At 62.5% G+C, this 20383-nt stretch carries 20 protein-coding genes; 11 read left to right on the top strand and 9 right to left on the bottom strand.

What is annotated here, in order from left to right; all coding sequences use genetic code 11:
• Positions 1-109 precede the first annotated feature (109 nt).
• Positions 110-1093, top strand: coding sequence for a zinc-dependent alcohol dehydrogenase family protein (locus AC193Q_RS04965; RefSeq protein ID WP_483879246.1), 984 nt, complete (start codon positions 110-112; stop codon positions 1091-1093).
• A gap of 55 nt (positions 1094-1148) precedes the next feature.
• On the opposite strand, the gene AC193Q_RS04960 is transcribed toward AC193Q_RS04965, so the two are convergent.
• Positions 1149-2654, bottom strand: coding sequence for a sensor domain-containing diguanylate cyclase (locus AC193Q_RS04960; RefSeq protein ID WP_483879245.1), 1506 nt, complete (start codon positions 2652-2654; stop codon positions 1149-1151).
• Positions 2655-3055: 401 nt separating this feature from the next.
• Between AC193Q_RS04960 and AC193Q_RS04955 the strand changes: the two genes are divergently transcribed.
• The gene (locus AC193Q_RS04955) at positions 3056-3751 is read left to right on the top strand and encodes an SDR family NAD(P)-dependent oxidoreductase (protein WP_047294060.1); all 696 of its coding nucleotides are present in this window, start codon (positions 3056-3058) and stop codon (positions 3749-3751) included.
• Between the two features lie 120 nt (positions 3752-3871).
• Positions 3872-4861 carry an AraC family transcriptional regulator gene (locus AC193Q_RS04950; protein WP_483879244.1) on the top strand — a complete coding sequence of 330 codons (990 nt, stop codon included), beginning with the start codon at positions 3872-3874 and terminating at the stop codon, positions 4859-4861.
• A 6-nt stretch (positions 4862-4867) separates the two neighbouring features.
• Here the strand turns inward: AC193Q_RS04950 and AC193Q_RS04945 are convergent, their stop codons facing one another.
• Positions 4868-5281, bottom strand: a complete 414-nt coding sequence (locus AC193Q_RS04945) for a cupin domain-containing protein (protein ID WP_483879243.1) — start codon at positions 5279-5281, stop codon at positions 4868-4870.
• Between the two features lie 301 nt (positions 5282-5582).
• On the opposite strand from AC193Q_RS04945, the gene AC193Q_RS04940 reads away from it, so the two are divergent.
• Entirely contained in the window at positions 5583-6617 is a 1035-nt protein-coding gene (locus tag AC193Q_RS04940) for an alpha/beta fold hydrolase (protein ID WP_483879242.1), read from the top strand.
• 25 nt (positions 6618-6642) lie between these two features.
• On the opposite strand, the gene AC193Q_RS04935 is transcribed toward AC193Q_RS04940, so the two are convergent.
• Genes AC193Q_RS04935 through AC193Q_RS04915 form a run of 5 tightly spaced genes read right to left on the bottom strand, consistent with a single transcriptional unit; the run spans position 6643 to position 11955 of the window.
• Positions 6643-7665, bottom strand: coding sequence for a GlxA family transcriptional regulator (locus tag AC193Q_RS04935; RefSeq protein WP_483879241.1), 1023 nt, complete (start codon positions 7663-7665; stop codon positions 6643-6645).
• Between the two features lie 50 nt (positions 7666-7715).
• A complete protein-coding gene (locus AC193Q_RS04930; protein ID WP_483879240.1) occupies positions 7716-8837 on the bottom strand; it encodes an agmatine deiminase family protein in 1122 nt (373 codons plus the stop codon).
• Between the two features lie 47 nt (positions 8838-8884).
• Complete coding sequence (locus AC193Q_RS04925) at positions 8885-9988, bottom strand: extracellular solute-binding protein (protein ID WP_182404432.1); 1104 nt, start codon at positions 9986-9988, stop codon at positions 8885-8887.
• 2 nt (positions 9989-9990) lie between these two features.
• Complete coding sequence (gene aguB, locus AC193Q_RS04920; RefSeq protein ID WP_483879239.1) at positions 9991-10899, bottom strand: N-carbamoylputrescine amidase; 909 nt, start codon at positions 10897-10899, stop codon at positions 9991-9993.
• Positions 10900-10902: 3 nt separating this feature from the next.
• Complete coding sequence (locus AC193Q_RS04915) at positions 10903-11955, bottom strand: agmatine deiminase family protein (RefSeq protein WP_483879238.1); 1053 nt, start codon at positions 11953-11955, stop codon at positions 10903-10905.
• 111 nt (positions 11956-12066) lie between these two features.
• Between AC193Q_RS04915 and AC193Q_RS04910 the strand changes: the two genes are divergently transcribed.
• Complete coding sequence (locus AC193Q_RS04910; protein ID WP_483879237.1) at positions 12067-12927, top strand: LysR substrate-binding domain-containing protein; 861 nt, start codon at positions 12067-12069, stop codon at positions 12925-12927.
• Here the strand turns inward: AC193Q_RS04910 and AC193Q_RS04905 are convergent.
• On the bottom strand, positions 12905-13831 hold the full coding sequence (locus AC193Q_RS04905; RefSeq protein WP_483879236.1) for a LysR family transcriptional regulator: 927 nt from the start codon (positions 13829-13831) through the stop codon (positions 12905-12907). The two genes, AC193Q_RS04910 and AC193Q_RS04905, sit on opposite strands and share 23 nt — an antisense overlap.
• 122 nt (positions 13832-13953) lie before the next feature.
• Here AC193Q_RS04905 and AC193Q_RS04900 point away from each other — a divergent pair, with 122 nt between their 5' ends.
• From AC193Q_RS04900 to phnE, 5 genes are all read left to right on the top strand, one after another.
• On the top strand, positions 13954-14358 hold the full coding sequence (locus tag AC193Q_RS04900; RefSeq protein WP_047294050.1) for a RidA family protein: 405 nt from the start codon (positions 13954-13956) through the stop codon (positions 14356-14358).
• Positions 14359-14509: 151 nt separating this feature from the next.
• Positions 14510-15373 carry a putative selenate ABC transporter substrate-binding protein gene (locus AC193Q_RS04895; RefSeq protein ID WP_483879235.1) on the top strand — a complete coding sequence of 288 codons (864 nt, stop codon included), beginning with the start codon at positions 14510-14512 and terminating at the stop codon, positions 15371-15373.
• Positions 15370-16167 carry a phosphonate ABC transporter ATP-binding protein gene (locus AC193Q_RS04890; RefSeq protein ID WP_239777368.1) on the top strand — a complete coding sequence of 266 codons (798 nt, stop codon included), beginning with the start codon at positions 15370-15372 and terminating at the stop codon, positions 16165-16167. The genes AC193Q_RS04895 and AC193Q_RS04890 overlap by 4 nt, the downstream gene beginning before the upstream one ends.
• Positions 16161-16988, top strand: a complete 828-nt coding sequence (locus AC193Q_RS04885) for a PhnE/PtxC family ABC transporter permease (protein WP_047294048.1) — start codon at positions 16161-16163, stop codon at positions 16986-16988. The genes AC193Q_RS04890 and AC193Q_RS04885 overlap by 7 nt, the downstream gene beginning before the upstream one ends.
• Positions 16985-17752, top strand: a complete 768-nt coding sequence (gene phnE / locus AC193Q_RS04880; protein ID WP_483879234.1) for a phosphonate ABC transporter, permease protein PhnE — start codon at positions 16985-16987, stop codon at positions 17750-17752. Before AC193Q_RS04885 ends, phnE begins: the two co-directional genes overlap by 4 nt.
• A 10-nt stretch (positions 17753-17762) precedes the next feature.
• Here the strand turns inward: phnE and AC193Q_RS04875 are convergent, their stop codons facing one another.
• Positions 17763-18536, bottom strand: coding sequence for a PAS domain-containing protein (locus AC193Q_RS04875; protein WP_483879233.1), 774 nt, complete (start codon positions 18534-18536; stop codon positions 17763-17765).
• 200 nt (positions 18537-18736) lie between these two features.
• On the opposite strand from AC193Q_RS04875, the gene AC193Q_RS04870 reads away from it, so the two are divergent.
• Positions 18737-20365, top strand: a complete 1629-nt coding sequence (locus tag AC193Q_RS04870; protein ID WP_483879232.1) for an APC family permease — start codon at positions 18737-18739, stop codon at positions 20363-20365.
• The last annotated feature ends 18 nt before the right edge of the window (positions 20366-20383 follow it).

Below are 20383 nucleotides of genomic sequence, written 5' to 3'. Positions count from 1 at the left end.
AGACTTGATTTAAATCAAGCGCCGTCATCAGTGCTCCGGTTCTATGGGAAACAGACGCTGCAGGAGGGAGCGCAACTCAGCGCTTTCTTGCAACGCGAGGAGAATCATCGTGCGTGCCATGATCCTGTATTCACCCGGGCAACCGCTGCAATGCGAAGAACGGCCGATCCCCACGCCCACCGCGCAGCAACTGTTGCTCAGGGTACTGGCTTGCGGGGTGTGTCGTACCGATCTGCACCTGTTCGACGGCGAGTTGCCACAAGCGGTTCTGCCCCGCGTGCCGGGGCATGAAATCGTCGGAGAAGTCATCGCCGCAGGCGCCGATGTGGCCGCTGAATGGATTGGCCGTCGGGTTGGCGTGCCGTGGCTGGGCTGGACCTGCGGCGAATGCGTCTTCTGCCGCTCGGGGCGGGAGAACCTCTGCGATCAGGCGCAGTTCACCGGTTGTCAGCTGGATGGCGGCTATGCCGAATACACCGTCGCCGATCAGCGCTTCTGCTTTGCAATCCCGGATACGCTGAGCGACATTCAGGCGGCACCGTTGTTGTGCGCCGGCCTGATCGGCTTTCGCGCCTTGCAAATGGCTCAGGGCGCGCAACACCTGGGGCTGTACGGATTTGGCGCGGCGGCACATCTGGCAATTCAGATTGCCCGCGGTCGCGGGCAACAGGTCTACGCCTTTACCCGAGCGGATGACCACGAAGGCCAGGCCTATGCACGCACCCTGGGCGCCGAATGGGCCGGGCCTTCGGATCAGCCGCCACCCCATGCGCTGGACGCCAGCCTGATCTTTGCGCCCGTCGGGGCGCTGGTGCCACTGGCGCTGTCCGCCACCGTCAAGGGCGGCTGCGTGATTTGCGCCGGCATCCACATGAGCGATATCCCCGCCTTTCCCTATCGTTTGCTGTGGGGCGAACGCAGCGTACGCTCCGTGGCCAACCTGACCCGTGAAGACGGCACCGCGTTTTTTGCGCAGTTGCAGCACACCCCCGTGCATTGCGACGTCACCCGTTTTGCCCTGAAGGACGCCAATCAGGCGCTGACGTGTCTGCGCAGCGGGCACTTCAACGGCGCCATCGTGCTGACACCCTGAGACTCTGCGGGAGGCGCCCGACGCCACTGATTGACAACGTCCTGCTCGCCCCCCGTCACCACTCGGCCGGTACAAACCGGTTACGCCCCGCCGTCTTGGCGTTATACAGCGCCTGGTCGGCCACCTCGATCAAACCTGGCACGTGATCCAGTCGTGCCCCCGACGCCGCCGCAATCCCGATGCTCACGGTCACACGCCCGACCGGGCTGGAGGGGTGCGCAATATGCGCTTGCGCGAGGCGATCCAGGATCAATTGCGCGACGACCGTTGCACCGGCGACGTCGGTGTCCGGCATGATCACCGCCATTTCTTCTCCGCCATAACGCGCCAGCAGATCCGACGGGCGCCTTACGCAACCCTCGAGGATTCTGCCGACCTTCTGCAGACAAGCATCGCCGGCGACATGCCCGAATGAATCGTTGAACAGCTTGAAGTAATCGATATCGATCATCAGCAACGCCAGCGTCGTGCCGTCACGTTGCGCGCGCCGGGCTTCCATGGCGAGGCTCTCATCGAAGCAGCGCCGGTTGGCCAGACCGGTCAGGGCATCCTTCATCGCCAGCAACTCAAGCTGGCGATTGGAGGAGAGCAACTGCTGCTGCGTGCCACGCAATTGCTCTTCAGCCCTGGTACGCCGGCGGATATCCAGCATCAGGCACCAGCCGATCAGCCCGGTCAGCCCCAGCAATCCCGTGACCACCACAGCCGACAGCCAGGCTTCCATGCGCCACGCCGCGAGGGCCTCGCGCTTGCCGAGAGCGACGGTGGTGATCAGCGGCAGCCGGTCGCTCTTGCGGAAAGCGTAAAGCCGCTCGACGCCATCCAGGCTGGAGGTAAACGACGCGGTGCCGACGGATCGATCGACCAGATACTTCGCATAAATCGGCGACTTGGAAAAGTTGCGCCCCATGTCCTGCTCGCGGAAGGGATAGCGCACCAGCAACGTACCGTCGGTATAGGACAAGCCGATGGCGCCCTCCTGCCCCACATCGATCTTGCCGAACAGGCGCAGAAAGTTTTCGACCCCCAGCGTCACCGCCACCACCCCGGCAAATTCGCCGTGCGCATCGTTGAAACGGCGGCTGACGGTTATCACCCACTCCTGATTGGAGCGGCTCTGGATCGGCGGACCGATAAAGGTGTCGCGGCTCGGATCGTCGCGATGATGGATGAAGTAGGCGCGATCACGGCTGTTGGCCCCGGCCGGAATCGGTCGGTTGGACGACATCAGCCAGCGGCCCTGATTGTCGTAGATGGTGATGCCGCTGAGCTGCGGCATCAGCGGTTCCTGACGGTTGACCAGTGCGCTCAGACGCTGGATCTGCGCGGGGCCACTGCCTTCGGTTTCCAGACGTTCGACGAGCCCGAGCAGCAGCAACGAACTCTGGCGCACAATGCCCTCGGAATAAGTCGCCAGCGCCTGGGTCAGGTTCAAGCCATGAACGTTGACTTCCTCCAGCGCACGCTCGCGAGAGGCCAACACTTTCCATACCGTCAGCGACGCGAGGGAACAGCCGATCACCAACAACAACAGCACTAACAGGCGGGTATCACGCTTCACATCACTACCTTTGGGCAAATCCGGTTTCCGTTCCTGCGGCGGGTCGACCGACTCGATGACTACAGCCGCTTGTCCTTGTCGCGGGCAAGGATACAAGTCGCACGGGCTTGCTGCAGCAACAGAATAGGTGGCGCAAAAAACACGCCGCAGACTTCAGAAAAGCCATCGCGCCTGGGGAAACGATGACAAGCATGCCAGACCAAACCATCGCCAGGCTTTCAGGACTGGACGGCTGAAGAGCGGCAGAAGCCAACTTTCTGACGCCTGTTTCACGACCCTTGGCCGAAGATTTGCCAAGCAAAAAAAATTGGCACTTTTGCACAACAAGTTGACATCCAAAAGCATGCCACGGGCGACCGATATCATTAGAGTATGCGCCCTTAAAAAGGAAAGGACTCTTGATGACTCAGTCACTCTCACGGCGCGTTGTGGCGATTACCGGCGCCCTGGGGAATCTCGGCGAGACCCTGGCGGACATGGCCGCCGCCCGGGGCGCGGATCTGGTGCTGATCGATCAGGCGACGATCACGCTGCCCAGTTCCCATAACCGACTGGTCCTGTCCGGCATCGACCTGACTTCCTTTGCCGATTGCCAGGACGTCGCCCACCAGATCAATCGCTACTTCGGGCGCCTCGATGCATTGGTAAACGGCGCCGGCGGTTACGCGTGGGAGCCATTGCTCGGTGGTGCGATAGAAGCTTGGGATCGGCTCTACTCGCTGAACCTTCGAACCGCCTTGAACGCCAGCAAAGCCCTGCTGCCGTTGCTGCTGCAATCCTCAGCGGGGCGCATCGTCAATATCGGCGCGAGCATGGCAGCCAGGGCCGGACTGGGGATGGGCGCTTACGCTGCGTCGAAATCCAGCGTACTGCGCCTGACCGAAAGCCTCGCCGAAGAGCTCAAGGACATGAGCATCACGGTCAATGCCGTGCTACCGAGCGTGCTCGACACCCCGCAAAACCGTGAGGCCATGCCCGACGCCGAGCACCAGCGCTGGGTGACGCCCGCGCAACTGGCGGCGGTCATTCTGTTTCTGATTTCGGAACAGGCGTCTGCGGTCACCGGCACCGGCATTCCGGTGATCGGGCGCATGTAGGGTCTACTGACGCCGCGCGCCTTGGCGACGTCGCTTTCTTCACCTTTCGGAAAAGCAAGATCACCGGATGACCGGACTTCCCCTCCCCCCATGCGACCCGCCACTTCCAGCGCTGCTTTCGTGAACCACGTCCTTGATGTCGCCGAGCAACACGGTTGCGATAGCGACTGGCTGTTGCAGCAGACCGGACTCTCACGCGAGCAGTTGTCCGATTCGATTGTGCGCATTCCCATGCGCCAACTGCGGACCTTGCTGGAACTGGCGGCGCGCAGCAGCGACCTGCCGCATTTCGGTCTGCTGGTCGGCGCCGCCGTGCGCCCCGGCACCTACGGCGTACTGGGTTACGTGCTGATGACCAGTGCGACGCTCGGCGAGTCGCTGAACATGATTCTGCGGTTCGGCAAGATCGTTTATGACAGCCCGTCCAGCCAGACCCGGATCGTCATCGGCGACGGCCGCGTGACCCTCGAAGATCAGCGCATCAATGAACTGGAGCCTTACTGCGCCCTGCATCAGGAAACGTTAATGGCCGGCTGGGCAGCGTTCGGCCGCTGGTTGATCGCCAGCAACTCGCCGATGCTGGAGGTCAGAATGAGGCATCCGGCGCTCGGCGAGCCGGCACTCTACGAAGCGTTTTTTGGTTGTCCGGTGCAGTTCGAAGCCGGGAGCAACGCGCTGGTGTTCGCCGAGTCGACCCTCTCGTCACGCATCCAGGGCGCCGACCCGCGCATGCATCGCAGCATGCTGCTGGAGGCCGACTGGCAGCTTTGTCTGTCGTACCCGGCGTTTTCCGTGACCGACCGCTTGCGTGCCTTGCTCACCGAACAGTTGCCGACCGGCGATTTCAGCCTGAAAAGCCTGGCCCGGCAGCTGGCGATTTCGCCGCGCACCTTGCAACGCAAACTGGCGGCGGAAGGGGAAAATTTCAATCAGGTGCTGGAAACCATGCGCATGGAACTGGCCGACCATTACCTGCGCCGCACCGAGACCAGCATCATGAACATCGCCCTGATGCTGGGTTACTCGCAGGCCAGTTCTTTCAGCCATTCCTTCCGTCAGGCGCGCGGGATTTCGCCGGTGGATTACCGCAAGTTGCTGCGCGCCAGATAAGCTCGATCACGGTTTCAGCTCCAGCAGCGGCTGACCCTTTTTCACCACATAGGTTGCCAGTTCCACGCCTTGGTCCTGACCGACGTTCCTCGCCACATGAGCAACACCTGCCGGGATGAACAGCGAGTCCCCGGCTTTTAGCGTGACCGCTGGCCGCCCCTCCAGTTGATACTCCAGCGTGCCGCTGAGCACATGCGCCACCTCGACACCCGGATGCGCATGCCGCGGCGCGGTGACACCCGGGTCGAAGTCGATACGCGCCTGGATCACTTCGCGATCCGCGTCCCCCAGGTCCTGACGCATCAGCTCGGTACGGCTCAGGCCCTGTTGCCAGCTCATGGCCTGAGCCTCCGCCGCCTGCGCCAGACCGGTGAATGAAACCAGTGCGGCCACAGTGGCCAGAATCAGTGTGCGTTGCATGCAGTTGCCCTCTCGACAGTGGTGGTGTGAAGGCCTGCACTGTGAGCGCCGGGTGTAGCGCCGATGTGTCGAAAAACCCGGGTTTGGTTTCGCCGTGTATCGTGCGCACCGCTGAATACACGGCCGTACAAAACACACCGGCTGTGTATCACAGTGTGTACAGACGCCCCGGCGATACATGAACTTGAATCACCGCGTTTTTTCGACATGGGCCAGATACGTCCCGGCGTTTCAATGCCTGCAAGGTTTGCCGGGTTAAGCCCGCACCTGCCCCCGACAGGTTTGCCAAGGAGACTTCAGCATGAAAAACGCAGCACTCAACCGTATGAACATCCTCGCCGTGGCGCTGTTCGGCGCGCTGGCGGCGACGCAAATGCCAGTGGCCGCCGCCGCGCAGCCGGCTCCCGCTAACCCCGGCGCCAGCTATGCCGCCCCCTCGCCGTTCGGCCCGCTCAAGCATGTGCAAGCCGGCCTGCTGGATGTGGCCTACGCCGAAACCGGTCCGGCGCAGGGGCCGGTGGTGATTCTGCTGCACGGTTGGCCATACGACATTCACAGTTACGACGAAGTCGCGCCGTTGCTGGCCGCCAAGGGTTATCGGGTGTTGATGCCGTATGCGCGGGGTTATGGCGACACGCATTTCCTCTCGGACCAGACACTGCGCAACGGTCAACCGGCGGCACTGGCCAGCGACGTGATCGACTTCATGGATGCGCTGAATATCCAGCAAGCGGTACTCGGTGGCTACGACTGGGGCGCGCGCTCGGCAGACATCGTTTCGGCGTTGTGGCCGGAGCGGGTCAAGGCATTGGTCTCGGTCAGCGGCTACCTGATCGGCAATCAGGCTGCCGGGCAGAATCCATTGCCGCCCAAGGCCGAATTGCAATGGTGGTATCAGTTCTACTTCGCCACTGAACGTGGCCGTGACGGCTACCGGAAAAACACCCACGACTTCGCCAGACTGATCTGGCAGCTCGCCTCGCCGAAGTGGGCGTTCGATGACGCCACGTTCGACCGCAGCGCCAAAGCGCTGGAGAACCCCGATCACGTCGCGATCACCGTGTTCAACTACCGCTGGCGTCTGGGCCTGGTGCAGGGCGAACCGCAATACGCAGCGCTGGAACAGAAACTCGCCAGCGCCCCGTCGATCAGCGTGCCGACCATCACCCTCGAGGGCGATGCCAACGGCGCGCCGCACCCGGCGCCCGAGGATTACGCCAAGCGTTTCACCGGCAAGTACCAGTACCGCCTGATCAACGGCGGCATCGGCCACAACCTGCCGCAGGAAGATCCGCAGGCGTTCGCCCAAGCAGTGATCGACGCCGATCACCTCTGAGACCGAAGGCAGAAAACGCCTCGGTCTACTTGACCAGGCGTTTTTCCCTGGACGGTCGATACCCGAAAAACGCGCTGTAGCATTTGCTGAAATGGCTCGGCGAAACGAAACCACAGGCCACCAGCACTTCCATCTGCGACAGCTCGGTGTGCTGCAACAGGCGCCGGGCTTCAGTGATGCGCAATTCCAGGTAATAGCGTTGCGGCGTGGTGCCCAACTGCTCCTTGAACAAACGCTCCAACTGGCGCCGCGAGCGCCCGGCGTACACCGCCAGTTGCTCCAGCTCCAGCGGCTCTTCGAGGTTGGCGTCCATCAGTTTGACCACCTCGCGCAACGGTGCGCTGACGCAGAGGTTTTCATCCGGTTTGATCCGCCGATAGCGCGACTCCTCGAACGCCAGAATGTCCTCGATACCCTCGACCAGCGCCTTGCCGTGCAGGCCCTTGATCCAGTCCAGCGCCATGTGGAAGGCGCCGGACGGGCTCGACGCCGTGAGCCGGTCGCGATCGATCACATAAGGCTCGCTGCTGACCTGAGTGGCCTTGGCAATTTCCGTGAGCGCCGGACGGTGTTCCGGATGAATCGCGCAACGGTAACCATCGAGCAGGCCGGCCCGCCCGAGAAACCACGCACCGTTCCACAATCCAGCCAGACTGACACCGCGTTCCGCTGCCGTGCGCAGCAGGCTGATCAACTCTTCGCTGGCCTTCAGCTCAGTGCGGTAACCGCCACACACCACCAGCAAGTCCAGATCCGCAAGGCTGGCGGCGTCAATCCGCGCATCCGGGCGAATCACCAACCCCAGGTCGCTGATCACCTCTCCCTCGCCCAGCCCGAACGTGCGCGAGCTGAACAGTCCGGAGCGCAACAGGTTGGCGGTGATAATCGTGTCCAGCGTCTGGGTGAAGGCCGGCAGCGAAAAATGCTCCAGCAACAGAAAGCCGGTGCGGGTGATGCGGGTCTCGGCGGCTTGCTCATTCAGATAGCGGAGGTTTTTGCCCTTCATGCCTCCGCTGAATTGACGTCGTTCGATCAAGGTCTGGCCCATCGGTCATGTTGTTATGCGCCGATAGTTGGCTTGATGGGCCAAAGAGTCAATCACGCTTGCGGCTGATGACTGGTCACGCAGTGAATCCCGCCGCCACCGGCAGCGATCGCATCGATGTTCAGTAGCTCGACTTTGCGTTCCGGGTACAGCTTCGACAGCAAGTCACAAGCCTTCTGATCGGCTGCCTTGTCGCCGAATTCCGGGGCGATGATCGCGCCGTTGATCACGAAGTAGTTGATGTAACCGGCGGCGAAATCCGGGTTGTTCTGGTTGAACTTGCTCTTGCGCGGTTTGAGTGGCGGCGAAATCGTGTGGACCTGCAGCGGGCGACCATCAGCGTCGGTGGCTTTCTTGAGAATTTCCAGGTGCGCCAGCGTGACCTGGTGATCATAGGACTGCGGATCGGTGTCGAGGTTGACGATCACCACGCCGGGCCTGACGAACCGCGCATAGAAATCGACGTGGGCGTCGGTGATGTCCTTGCCCTTGATCCCCGGCAGCCAGATGATTTTGCGCAGGCCCAGACGTTCCTTCAGTTCGGCCTCGACATCGGCCTTGCTCCAGCCGGGATTGCGGTTGCTGTTGATCCAGCTGCTCTCGGTCATGATCCCGGTGCCGTGGCCGTCGACTTCGATGCCACCGCCCTCGCCCACCAATTTACTGCGCAGGTACGTCGCTTGCGCGTCGCTGGCCACTCGCGCAGCGATTTTCGCGTCCTTGCTGTGCCGCTGCTTGTTGCCCCAACCGTTGAAATTGAAATCCACGGCGCCGAGTCCGCCCTTGTCGTCGATGACGAAATTGGCGCCGATATCGCGCATCCAGATATCGTCGAGCGCGGCGGTCACGTAGGTGACGTTGCCGGTGCCGCAATACTCTTCGGCGAGGCTGCGTTCGCCACTGCGACACAGCACCGTGACTGGCTCATAACGGGCAATGGTGCGGGCAATCCGGCCCAGCGCCGCCTGCACATCCGCGGTGAAATCTTCCCAGATCGCCTCCTGTGCGCCGAAAGCGATGAAGGCGCGCTCATGCGGGTCGCCCTCGTCGGGCATGAACCAATCCCCCGTGCTGGCCGCCAGCAGTTTGCCGGGTGCCAGGCCAAGGCCCATGATCGCGGCGCTGATGCCTGCAGCGACCGATACCTGTTTGATGAAATCACGACGCGTCGACATAACGGGCTTTCCTGAAAGGAGCCGGCGACCGGGCGCCGACCGTTGAATCATGGGTGGGTGGCGGTTTTGAATTTGGTCCAGGTGCGCATGCGGGCGCGCATATCGGCCTGGGGAATGTCCTTGCCCGGGATCAATCGAGCATAGGTTGCCTCGTCGAGGTAGATGTCCGGGTTATTGCGCATCGCCGCGTCGACGCTGCCCCGCGCCTTGGCGTTGGAAGTCGGGTAACCGGTGAAATTACTGATCGCCGCCATGTTCTGCGGGCGCATCACGAAGTTGATGAAGGCGTAGGCGTATTCCGGGTGCTGCGCATCGACCGGAATCGCCATGGTGTCCATCCACACCGTGGTGCCTTCGCGCGGGATGCGGTACTCGAAGCGGGTGCTCTTGCCAGCGCTGTCCGAGGTGCGCTGGGCCTGGGTCATGTCGCCGCTGTAACCCAGCGACAGGCACAGGTTGCCATTGACCAGATCGGTCACCGGTTGCGACTGGAACTTGCGCACGTAAGGCCGCAGCTTCATCAGCACCTCACCGGCCGCTGCCAGATCCGCCGGTTTCGCGCTGCGCGGATCACGGCCCAGATAATTGAGCACGACTGCCAGCACTTCGTCCGGCGAATCGATCAGCGAAATGCCGCAGTCGGCAAACTTCGCCGCCAGCTCCGGCTTGAACAGCATGTCCAGGCTATTGACGGGTGCATCGGCCATGCGCTGTTTGATCTGCGCTGCGTTGTAAGTCAGGCCGATGGTGCCCCAGGTATAGGGCACGGTGGCCTGGCTGGAGTGTTCGTAATGGCTGCGCAGTTTCTGCAAACCGGGCTCGATGTCGGCCAGCGCTGTGAGCTTCGATTGATCCAGCGGCATCAGGCTGCCGGCACGCATCAGGCGCTCGGCCACGGTGTCGCCGGGGAAAATCAGGTCATAGCCGCTGCCACCTGAAAGCAGCTTCGCTTCGAGGGTTTCACTGCCGTCCATGACGTCGTAGATCACCTTGATCCCGGTTTCGGCGGTGAAGCGGCTCAGGGTGTCTTCGGCAAAATAATCGGCCCAGTTGTACAGCCGCAGGGTTTTGTCCTCGGCATGCAGCGACGGGATCACGCAAATCAATGTCAAGCCCAGAACACCGAGCAGTCGTTGGTGGTGCGAAGCCATGTTCAAACCCCTTGAGTGGTCCAGCGTGCGTGGAGGTGGTGGCCGTCCTGACTGAGCAGCGCGCCATACATGTCCGGGCGCCGGTCGCGGTAAATGCCCCAGCTCAGGCGCTCTTCGCGCATCGCGTCGAGATCGAGGCTGTGCACCAGCACGCCAGTGCTGTCGCGGTCGGCTTCGGCCAGCAATTGGCCCTTGTGATCGCTGATGAACGACGAACCGTAGAAGCTCATCTGCAGCGACTGATCGGTGCTCGCCACTTCTCGCCCGACCCGGTTGGCCGCCACCACCGGCAGCAGATTGGCGGCGGCATGGCCGCGCATGGTCATCTGCCAGTGATCGCGCGAATCCAGCGCCGCGCAACCCGGCTCGGAGCCGATAGCCGTGGGAAACAGCAACACTTCAGCGCCCATCAGCGCCAGACAACGCGCGGTCTCGGGAAACCATTGATCCCAGCAGATGCCCACGCCGAGGCGGCCGAACGCGGTGTCCCAAACACGGAAACCGCTATCGCCGGGGCTGAAATATTCCTTCTCCTGATAGCCGATGGCGTTGGGGATGTGCGTCTTTCGATACACCCCCGACAGACGCCCGTCGGCATCGGCCACGCTCAGCGAATTGAAGTAGACATTGCCAGCCTTTTCGAACCAGCTCAGCGGCAGCACCACGCCCAGCTCTTTGGCCAGCGCGGCGAAACGCTGCAGCACGCGGCTGTCGCGATACTCCTCGGCCAGCGCCAGATGTTTGTGGCTCTGTTCGATGCAGAAATACGGGGTGGCGAACAGCTCCTGCAACAGGATCACCTGCGCGCCCTTCAAGGCCGCGTCGCGGACCAACTGCTCGGCCTGATCGAGGTTGCGCGGCAGGTCCCAGGTGCACGGCATCTGGGTGGTGGCGATGGTCAGATGGCTCATCGTTCAACCCTCCACTGGCCAGGCGGGTTGCTGCTGGGTGATGCAATGCACCCCGCCGCCGCCATGGGCCAGATGATTAATGCGCACCGGCACCACTTCGCGTCCGGGGAACGCCTGCGCCAGCACTTTCGCCGCCGCCTCGTCGGCCTCGATGCCGTAAGCCGGCATGATGATCGCGCCGTTGGCGATGTAGAAATTGGTGTAAGAGGCGCAGAACACTTCGGCTTCGGTATCCACGGCTTCGCTGGCTTCGAACAGTTCGATCAGCTCGAACTTGCGCCCCTGAGCGTCGGTCGCCAGCTCCAGAGCGCGGCGGTTTTCGCGCACCACTTCGGCGTACACCGAGCGTTGGTCGTGGGTCGCATCCACCAGCAACACGCCGGGACGGGCGAAGGCGCAGACGCCATCGACGTGGCCATCAGTCATGTCGCCGGTGACGTAATCAGGATCGCCCGGCAGCCAGATGGTTTTCTTCACGCCGAGCAAGCGACTGAAGATTTCTTCCATTTCAGCCTTGCCGATGTCCGGGTTGCGATTGGGGTTGAGCAGCACCGACTCGGTGGTGATCAGCGTCCCCTCGCCGTCAACGTGAATCGCCCCGCCTTCGTTGCTCAGCGGCGTGCCGAAGCATTCCAGCCCCAGATGATTGAGTGCGCGGCGTGCCAGGCTTTCGTCCAGCTCGTGCGCCGACTTGCCGCCCCAGGCGTTGAAGCGCCAGCTGACACCGGCCAGCCCTTGCTGTGGGTGGCAGACAAAGCTCGGGCCGGAGTCGCGGCACCAGCTGTCGTTGACCGCCAGCGGGATCAGCTCGATGTTCGGCCCGCACAGCGCTTTGGCACTCGCCAGCGCCGACGGATCGACGACCATTTTCACCGGCTCGAAACGAGCAATGGCATTGGCGACTCGGGCGAAATCCTCTTGCACCTGCGGCAAAGTCACACGCCATCCCGATTCCCACAGCGCCTGATTGTGCGGCCAGACCATCCAGGTGGCAGCGTGGATGGCCCACTCCGCCGGCATCATCCAAGCGCTGTTTTTATTGTCATTGTGCTGCATGATAAGTCTCGTAAGTTAAGCCAATGTGTTCACGACGACCATGCTACGGACGCGTAAACAGGCAAACAAACGATGGATTTTGCGCAGAAATGATTAGAGGAACTTATCGATATGCTCAAACACTGGCCACCGCTCAGCTCCCTGCGCGGCTTCGAAGCGGCGGCGCGCCTCGGCAGTTTTCACAAGGCTGCCGATGAGTTGCACCTCACCCAATCGGCAATCAGCCAGCAGATCCGCAGCCTTGAGGCGTACCTCGAACAGCCGCTGTTTTTTCGCAGCGGACGCAGCGTCGCCCTGACCGATGCCGGCCACGATTTGCTCAGCACCACTCAGGCGATGTTGCAGCAACTGGCGGTCGGCATCCGGCGTCTGGGGCAATATCAGAAGCCCAATCAACTGGTGCTCAACACCACGCCAGCCTTCGCCCGACATTGGTTGTTGCCGCGTCTGGCGGATTTTCGGCGCCAGCATCCGCAGGTTGATCTGTGGATTTTCAGCACCGATGAAGTGCCGGACATGGCCACGCAAACCATCGATCTGGCAGTGCGCGACGACATCAGCTCGCAGGCTGAATGCAGCTTCAAGGTGCTGCATGCCGACCGCCTGTTTCCGGCGTGTCATCCAAGCGTTTTGGCGCAGCCCGCCGCGCAGCGCACCACCCTGCACGGTGAGCGGGAAATGGACTGGAGCCATTGGGCAGTGGAAGCCGGGGTCGATGTCGGGCAGCAGGATCAGGGGCTGAATTTTTCCGATCCGGGCTTGTTGCTCGATGCCGCTGCGGCAGGGTTGGGGATCGCGCTGGTCAGTCAGTTGCTCAGCCAACAGGCGCAGCAAAACGGACTGTTGCAGCCCCTGGTGGAGCAAACCATTCGTGGCCCGAACTGGGCGCTGCTGACCCATCGCGACAGCGAGAATGACCCGATGGCGCGATGCTTCAGTGAATGGCTGATCAATCAACTTGGCGAGTCATGAGCGGCGCATGTTGCGCCATCAGCTCGACGATCCAGTCAATGAACACCCGCAGTTTCAGGCTGACATGCCGGTTCGGCGGGTACGCCACGTAGAGCGGCATCGGCTCGAGTTGCCAGTTTTCGAACAGCGGCACCAACTCACCCCGAGCCTGATGCGCGTGCGACATGTACCGGGGTAACCACAGCACGCCCATGCCGGCCAGACCTGCCGCAAGGTAAGCGTTGCCGTCATCGACGGCGAGTACGTGGCGGCCCTTGATCTGCAGATGTTCGCTGCCATTGCGCAAGGCGTAAGGCACGGGTTTGCCGGTGCGCGCCCAGAGAAATCCGACCACCCGATGAGGGGAGTCCTCCAACTCGCGGGGATGCTGCGGCGTACCGGCGCGGGCCAGATAACTCGGCGCGGCGAAGACCCCGAGCTGCAGGTCGGCCACCCGCCGGGCCATCAGTGACTGATCGAGCAATTCACCGCCGCGCACCACGCAGTCGACATTCTCATCGATGATGTCGACGATGCGGTCACTGACCCCCATGTCGATCTGGATATCCGGATAACGCGCATGAAACTCAGGCAATGCCGGCAGCAGAATCAGTCTCGCCAGCGGGCTCGGCACATCGACGCGCAAGCGCCCTCTGGGCAATGCCGAGGCGCCGGACAGACTGGTTTCAGCGTCGTCCATGTCGGCCAACAGTTTGATCACTCGCTCGTAATAGATCGCACCGTCGGCCGTAACGTTGACCTTGCGCGTGGTGCGGTTGAGCAACTTGACCCGCAGGCGTGCCTCCAACTGCTGCACCAGTTGCGTCACCGTGGTCTTGCTCATGTGCAAGGTCTCGGCGGCCTTGGTGAAACTGCCCGCCTCGACCACCCGGGCGAACGCCTGCATTGCATCGAAACGGTCCACTTCGCGCCCTCTGATTGTTTGGAAAATGCAAACAGTGAACGCCAAGGTTGCGCGTTTATCACCCCTGCGCAAGTCCCTAAAGTCACTCCATCAACGATCACCAAACAATGATGGAGACACCCATGACCCAACGCGACGTTGTTTTCCCGCCTGCCCGCCATGCGCTTTACGAGCGTCATCGTTATTCACCGGCCATTCGTTCCAACGGTTTTCTGTTCGTCTCCGGGCAAGTCGGCAGTCGTGAAGACGGTTCGCCGGAGCCGGATCTGCAGGACCAGGTACGCCTGGCCTTCAACAACCTCAATGCGATCCTCGAGGCCGCCGGTTGCAGCTTCGCCGATGCGGTGGACGTCACGGTGTTCATGATCGATCCGCAAGCGACCTTCGAAACCATCTGGGCAGTGGTCCCGGAATTCTGGGGCAGCGCGCCGTATCCGACGATTACCGCGGTCGGCGTGACCTGGCTGGCCGGGTTTCAATTCGAGATCAAGGTGATTGCCAGACTGCCGGAAAATCCTGCAGCGTAACCTCGGGTAAAACATCCCCGGACACCGCTGCTGGCCTTTGACAGTGCAGCTGCGTATAACCTCGCCGTTTCGTCTAACCTGATTGAGCGCCCGGGCGCGACACCGCGCCCGGTGGCGCTTAGAATGCGACGCTCATGAAACGGAGATTTCCATGCTCAAACGAACCCTGGCACTGACTGCTGGTCTGGCCCTGTCTTTTTCTGCTTTGGTGGCGCATGCCGCCGATGTGTTGCGGGTCAGTGCAATTCCCGATGAAGCCCCGACCGAATTGCTGCGCAAATTCGAACCACTGGGGGCCTATCTGGAGCAGCAACTGGGCATGAAAGTGCAGTTCGTTCCGGTGGCCGACTACCCGGCAGTGGTTGAAGCGCTGGCGACCGATCGCCTCGACATGGCCTGGCTGGGCGGTTTCACTTTCGTTCAGGCACGCCTGAAGACCGACGCCACCACCCCGGTGATTCCGCTGGTGCAGCGCGAGCAGGATGCGCAGTTCACCAGCAAGTTCATCACTGCCGACCCGAACGTGAAGAGCCTGGCCGACCTCAAGGGCAAGACCTTTGCCTTCGGCTCCGTGTCGTCGACCTCCGGCAGCCTGATGCCGCGTTACTTCATGCTGAAGAACGACAACATCAAGCCTGAAGCCTATTTCAGCCGCGTCGCCTACTCCGGTGCGCACGACGCCACCGTCGCCTGGGTCCAGGCCGGCAAGGTCGATGCCGGTGTGCTGAACGCCAGCGTCTGGCAGAAACTGGTGGACGCCGGCAAGGTCGATACCAGCAAGGTGCACGTGTTCGCCACGACCCCGGCCTACTTCGATTACAACTGGACCGTGCGCGGCACCCTCGACCCGACGCTGGCAGCGAAGATCAAGAAAGCCTTCCTCGACCTCGACCCGGCCAACCCGGAGCAGAAGAAGATTCTTGATCTGCAGGCGGCCAGCCGTTTCATCGACACCAAGCCCGAGAACTACAAGGGCATCGAGGAAGCTGCTCGCGCCGCCGATCTGTTGAAATGACCCTGAGCCTCAAACAAGGCCGCCTGCACCACGCCAATGGGGTCGACGCACTACGTGGCGTCGACCTGCAGATTGCGGCGGGTGAACAGGTGGCGATCATCGGTCCGTCCGGGGCCGGTAAATCCAGCCTGTTGAACCTGCTCGCCACCGCGTTGCGCCCCAGCAGCGGTGAAATCGAGGTACTGGGCGAACGCCCCTGGCACCTCCCCGCCCGTCAACGGCAACGCCTGCGTGCGCGCATCGGCCTGGTGCACCAAGCACCCCCGCTGCCGCCGCGCCAGCGCGTGGTGACGGCGGTGCTGGCCGGCAAACTCGGGCAGTGGAGTCTGGGCAAGAGCCTGCTCAATCTGCTGCATCCGACGGATATTCCCGGTGCCCGTGCCGCCCTCGCCCGCCTGGATCTGAGCGACAAACTCTTCGCTTACTGCCAGCAATTGTCCGGCGGCCAATTGCAGCGCGTGGGCATTGCCCGGGTGCTGTATCAGGCACCGGAGATTCTGCTGGCGGACGAACCGGTGTCGGCGATGGACCCGGTGCTCGCCGGGCACACCCTGTCGATCCTCTCGCAGCACGCGCGGGCGCATAACGTCACGCTGGTGGCGAGCCTGCATGCGGTGGAACTGGCGCTGGCACACTTTCCGCGCATCATCGGCTTGCGCGACGGCCAGATCCTGTTTGACAGCCCGGCCGAGCAGGTCAGCCGCGAAATGCTCGACACGCTGTACGCCAATGAGCAATTGCAAAGCCCGACGACGCCCAGTGCGCCGCTGATTGTGCAGATCCCGCGATGCTGACGGCTGATTCCCGCGACCCGGCCGCTGCGCCGCGACTGCTGCTGACCCTGCTGGCGATTGCCCTGCTGTGGCCGGGCATCCAGCTCAGCGAACTGGACCTTGGCGTGCTGCTGCACAGCGACAGCCAGACCGAAATGGGCCGCTTCATTTCCGGGTTCTGGCCTCCGGCGCATGACCACGATTTTCTCCAGTTACTGCTCAAGGCGACCCTGCAAACCCTGGCCATCGCCACCGCCGGCATGGCGTTGGCGTTGCTGCTGGCGGTGCCGGCCAGCCTGATAGCCAGCCGCGCGCTGTCGTTGTCGGCGGCGTCCCGCAGCGGTATTCCCAGTCGGCTCGGGCGCTTGCTGCGCTGGCCGGTGCGCGGGCTGCTGATCTTTTTGCGTAGCGTGCCGGAAATCGTTTGGGCGCTGCTGTTCGTGCGTGCCGTGGGCCTCGGCCCGGCGGCGGGTGTACTGGCGATCGCGATCACCTACAGCGGCATGCTCGGCAAGGTCTACGCGGAAATCTTCGAGTCCACTGACCAACGTCCGGCGCATGCCTTGATGCAAGCCGGCAGCGGACGGCTCGCCGGTTTTGCCTACGGAATCCTGCCCAATGTCGCGGCCGAGTTGCTGTCGTACACGGTGTATCGCTGGGAGTGCGCGATTCGTGCCTCGGTGGTGATGGGGTTTGTCGGCGCTGGTGGCCTCGGCCAGCAGATCGACCTGTCGCTGCGCATGTTCGCCAGCGGTGAAGTGGCGAGCATGTTGCTGACGTTCCTGATTCTGGTACTCGGTGCCGACCAACTCAGCCGCCTGTTGCGCTGGAGGCTGACATGAATCGCCTGATCAATCTGTTGCTGATCGTCGGCATTGGCGTCGCGGTGATCGCCTCGTTCGGCTACCTCGAACTCGACCTCGGTGAACTGGGCAGCGCCACCAGCTTCAAGCAGATGGGGGCCTACGCGCAGCGCTTTCTCAGCCCGGACCTGAGCGTCACGCACTTGCAGGCGATCCTCAAGGGCGCGCTGGAAACCCTCGCCATGTCGGCCCTCGGCACCCTGCTCGCGGCCGTGTTCGGCATTCTCCTCGCGCTGCCCGCGGCCGGGCGTTTCGGCTGGCCGCTGCAAAGCGCTTCGCGCCTGTTGCTCAATGGTTTGCGGGCGATTCCGGAACTGGTGTGGGCGGCGCTGATGGTGCTCGCCGCCGGCCTCGGGCCGAATGCCGGCACTCTGGCGTTGGCCCTGCACACCACTGGCGTGCTCGGTCGACTGTTCGCCGAAGCGCTGGAAAATACCCCGCCGGAACCGGCCGAAGCGATCCGTTTGCAAGGCGGCAATCCCGTGCTCGCCTTCTGCTACGGCACCCTGCCCAACCTCGCCCCGCAATTGCTCGCCTATTGCTTGTATCGCTGGGAAAACAACATCCGCATGGCCAGCGTGCTGGGCTTCGTCGGGGCCGGGGGTTTGGGGCAGATGCTGTATGTCAGCCTCAGCCTGTTTCAGGAAGCGCAGGCCAGTACGGTGATTCTGGCGATGCTGATTCTGGTGCTGGGCGTGGATTCGCTGAGTGCCTGGAGCCGGCAGCGCTGGGTCAAGGCCTGACAGGCAAGCCTCACTGCGCCGTCGCCAACCGATACTGGCGCGGGGTGAATCCGGTCGAGGCCTTGAACTGCCGGGTGAAAGCGCTGTGGTCGGTATAGCCGCACTGCAGCGCCACCTCGGTGATCGGCAACTCGCCGTGCAACAGCCGATGCGCGTGCTCAAGACGCACTTTCTGGATCATCTGCCGCGGCGTCAGGTGGAACACCCGTTTGCAATAACGCTCCAGTTGCGCCACTGAAATACCGGCGATGCGCGTCAGTTCGCCAAGACTGACGCGGCTTGCGAAGTTCGCCCGAATGTACTCGTCCACCGCCGCCAGTCGCTGATACGCCGGATGGGTTTCGCTGGCGGTTTGCAGGTCGACGGAAATGCCCGCCAGGCCAATGATCCGGTTATCACGATCGTACAGCGGACGCTTGTGGGTCAGGCACCAGCCGGGTTCGCGGCTCCCGTACAAATGCAGCTCCAGCTGATCCTCCAGCACCAATCCCTCTTCCAGCACGCGCCGATCCTGCTCGGTGTAGCCCGGGCCCAATTGCGCCGGAAACACTTCGGCGCTGGTCTTGCCGAGTAACGGTCGCAGGTCTTTCAAACCGCAGCGCTGCACCAGCGTCTGGTTGGCCATGACGTAGCGTGCCTGCGGATCCTTGATGAAGATCGCCGCGTTGGGAATCACGTCAAGCATGGGCAACAGCAGCGCCATGCTGGCGAGCAGATCGTCGAGGCATTGCGCTCGGCTCGCCTCGTTCTGCTGGCTCAGGATCGCAAACGCATTCTGCGTCATGACTGTCACTCCCCACGGTGCGCATTGGCTTGCGCGCAGATTGCCCGATGGCTGGCGGCCTGTCGAGCCGGGGCTTTGCCGTGGGCCATTGTGCTGATTTCGTCATCGACACCGGCAAAAAACATCAATCGCGCATCGCCTGATCAGTTCACTGTAGCGCCACTGCACGCCCCTCCAACAACCAACAAGAAGGCGACGCTATGACAGGCCAAGGCAAGTTCAAGAAACAACTTTCACTGATAGACCTTACGTTCATCGGACTGGGGGCAATCTTCGGTTCGGGCTGGTTGTTCGCCGCCAGTCATGTGTCGGCCATCGCCGGCCCGGCGGGGATTTTTTCCTGGCTGCTCGGTGGTTTCGCCGTGTTGCTGCTGGGCATCGTCTACTGCGAATTGGGCGCCGCGCTGCCCCGTGCCGGCGGCGTGGTGCGTTACCCGGTTTACTCCCACGGGCCGCTGCTCGGTTATCTGATGGGCTTCATTACGCTGATTGCGTTTTCCAGTCTGGTGGCGATCGAGGTGGTCGCCTCGCGCCAATACGCGGCAGCGTGGTTTCCCGAGTTGACCAAGGTCGGCTCCAGCGACCCGACCGTGCTCGGCTGGTTCGTGCAGTTCGGGTTGTTGTGCCTGTTCTTCCTGCTCAACTACCGCAGCGTGAAGACCTTCGCCATGGCCAACAATCTGGTCAGCGTGTTCAAGTTCATCGTGCCGCTGCTGGTGATCGGCGTGTTGTTCAGCTTCTTCAAACCGGCGAATTTCGAAGTGCACGGCTTTGCGCCGTTCGGCCTGTCCGGGATCGAAATGGCCGTGTCGGCCGGCGGGGTGATCTTCGCGTATCTGGGCCTGACACCGATCATTTCGGTGGCCAGTGAAGTGAAGAATCCGCAACGCACGATTCCGATTGCGCTGATCCTGTCGGTGCTGCTCTCCACCGCGATCTACGTGCTGCTGCAGACCGCGTTCCTCGGCGGTATCCCGACCGAAATGCTCGCCAATGGCTGGGCCGGTGTCGCCAAGGAACTGGCCCTGCCGTATCGCGACATCGCGTTGGCACTGGGCGTCGGCTGGCTGGCATACCTGGTGGTGGCGGACGCGGTGATCTCGCCCAGCGGTTGCGGCAACATTTACATGAATGCCACGCCGCGAGTGATCTACGGCTGGGCGCAGACCGGGACCTTCTTCAAGATCTTCACCCGCATCGATGAAAAATCCGGCATCCCGCGCCCCGCGCTGTGGCTGACCTTTGGCCTGTCGGTATTCTGGACCCTGCCGTTTCCGTCGTGGGAAGCGCTGATCAACGTGGTCTCCGCCGCGCTGGTATTGAGCTACGCCGTGGCCCCGGTGTCGGTCGCCGCCCTGCGCCGCAGCGCGCCGGGCATGCCGCGTCCGTTCCGGGTCAAGGGCATGAATGTGCTCGGGCCACTGTCGTTCATCATCGCCGCGCTGATCGTCTACTGGTCGGGTTGGGGCACCGTGTCGTGGTTGCTCGGCCTGCAAATCCTGATGTTCGTGATCTACCTGCTGTGTGGTCGCCTGGTGCCGACCGCGCACCTGAATCTGGGCCAGCAAGTGCGCTCTTCGGCGTGGCTGATCGGCTTCTACGCGCTGACCATCCTTCTCTCCAAACTTGGCAGTTTCGGCGGTATCGGCGTGCTCAGTCATCCGTTCGACACGGTGATCGTCGCGGCCTGTGCACTGGGCATCTACTACTGGGGCGCGGCCACCGGCGTACCGGCACACCTGATTCGTCTGCAAACCGAAGACGACGAAAGTGAAGCCGTTGAATCCTCCACCCGTTCGGCAACGGGCCAACGCCCGGCGCACGCCTGATATTCACTGAAGGGACGC

This window comes from Pseudomonas sp. F2 (genome assembly GCF_057174385.1).
Note: the sequence above shows the minus strand (reverse complement) of the source record. Positions and strands in the feature narration are given on the sequence as shown.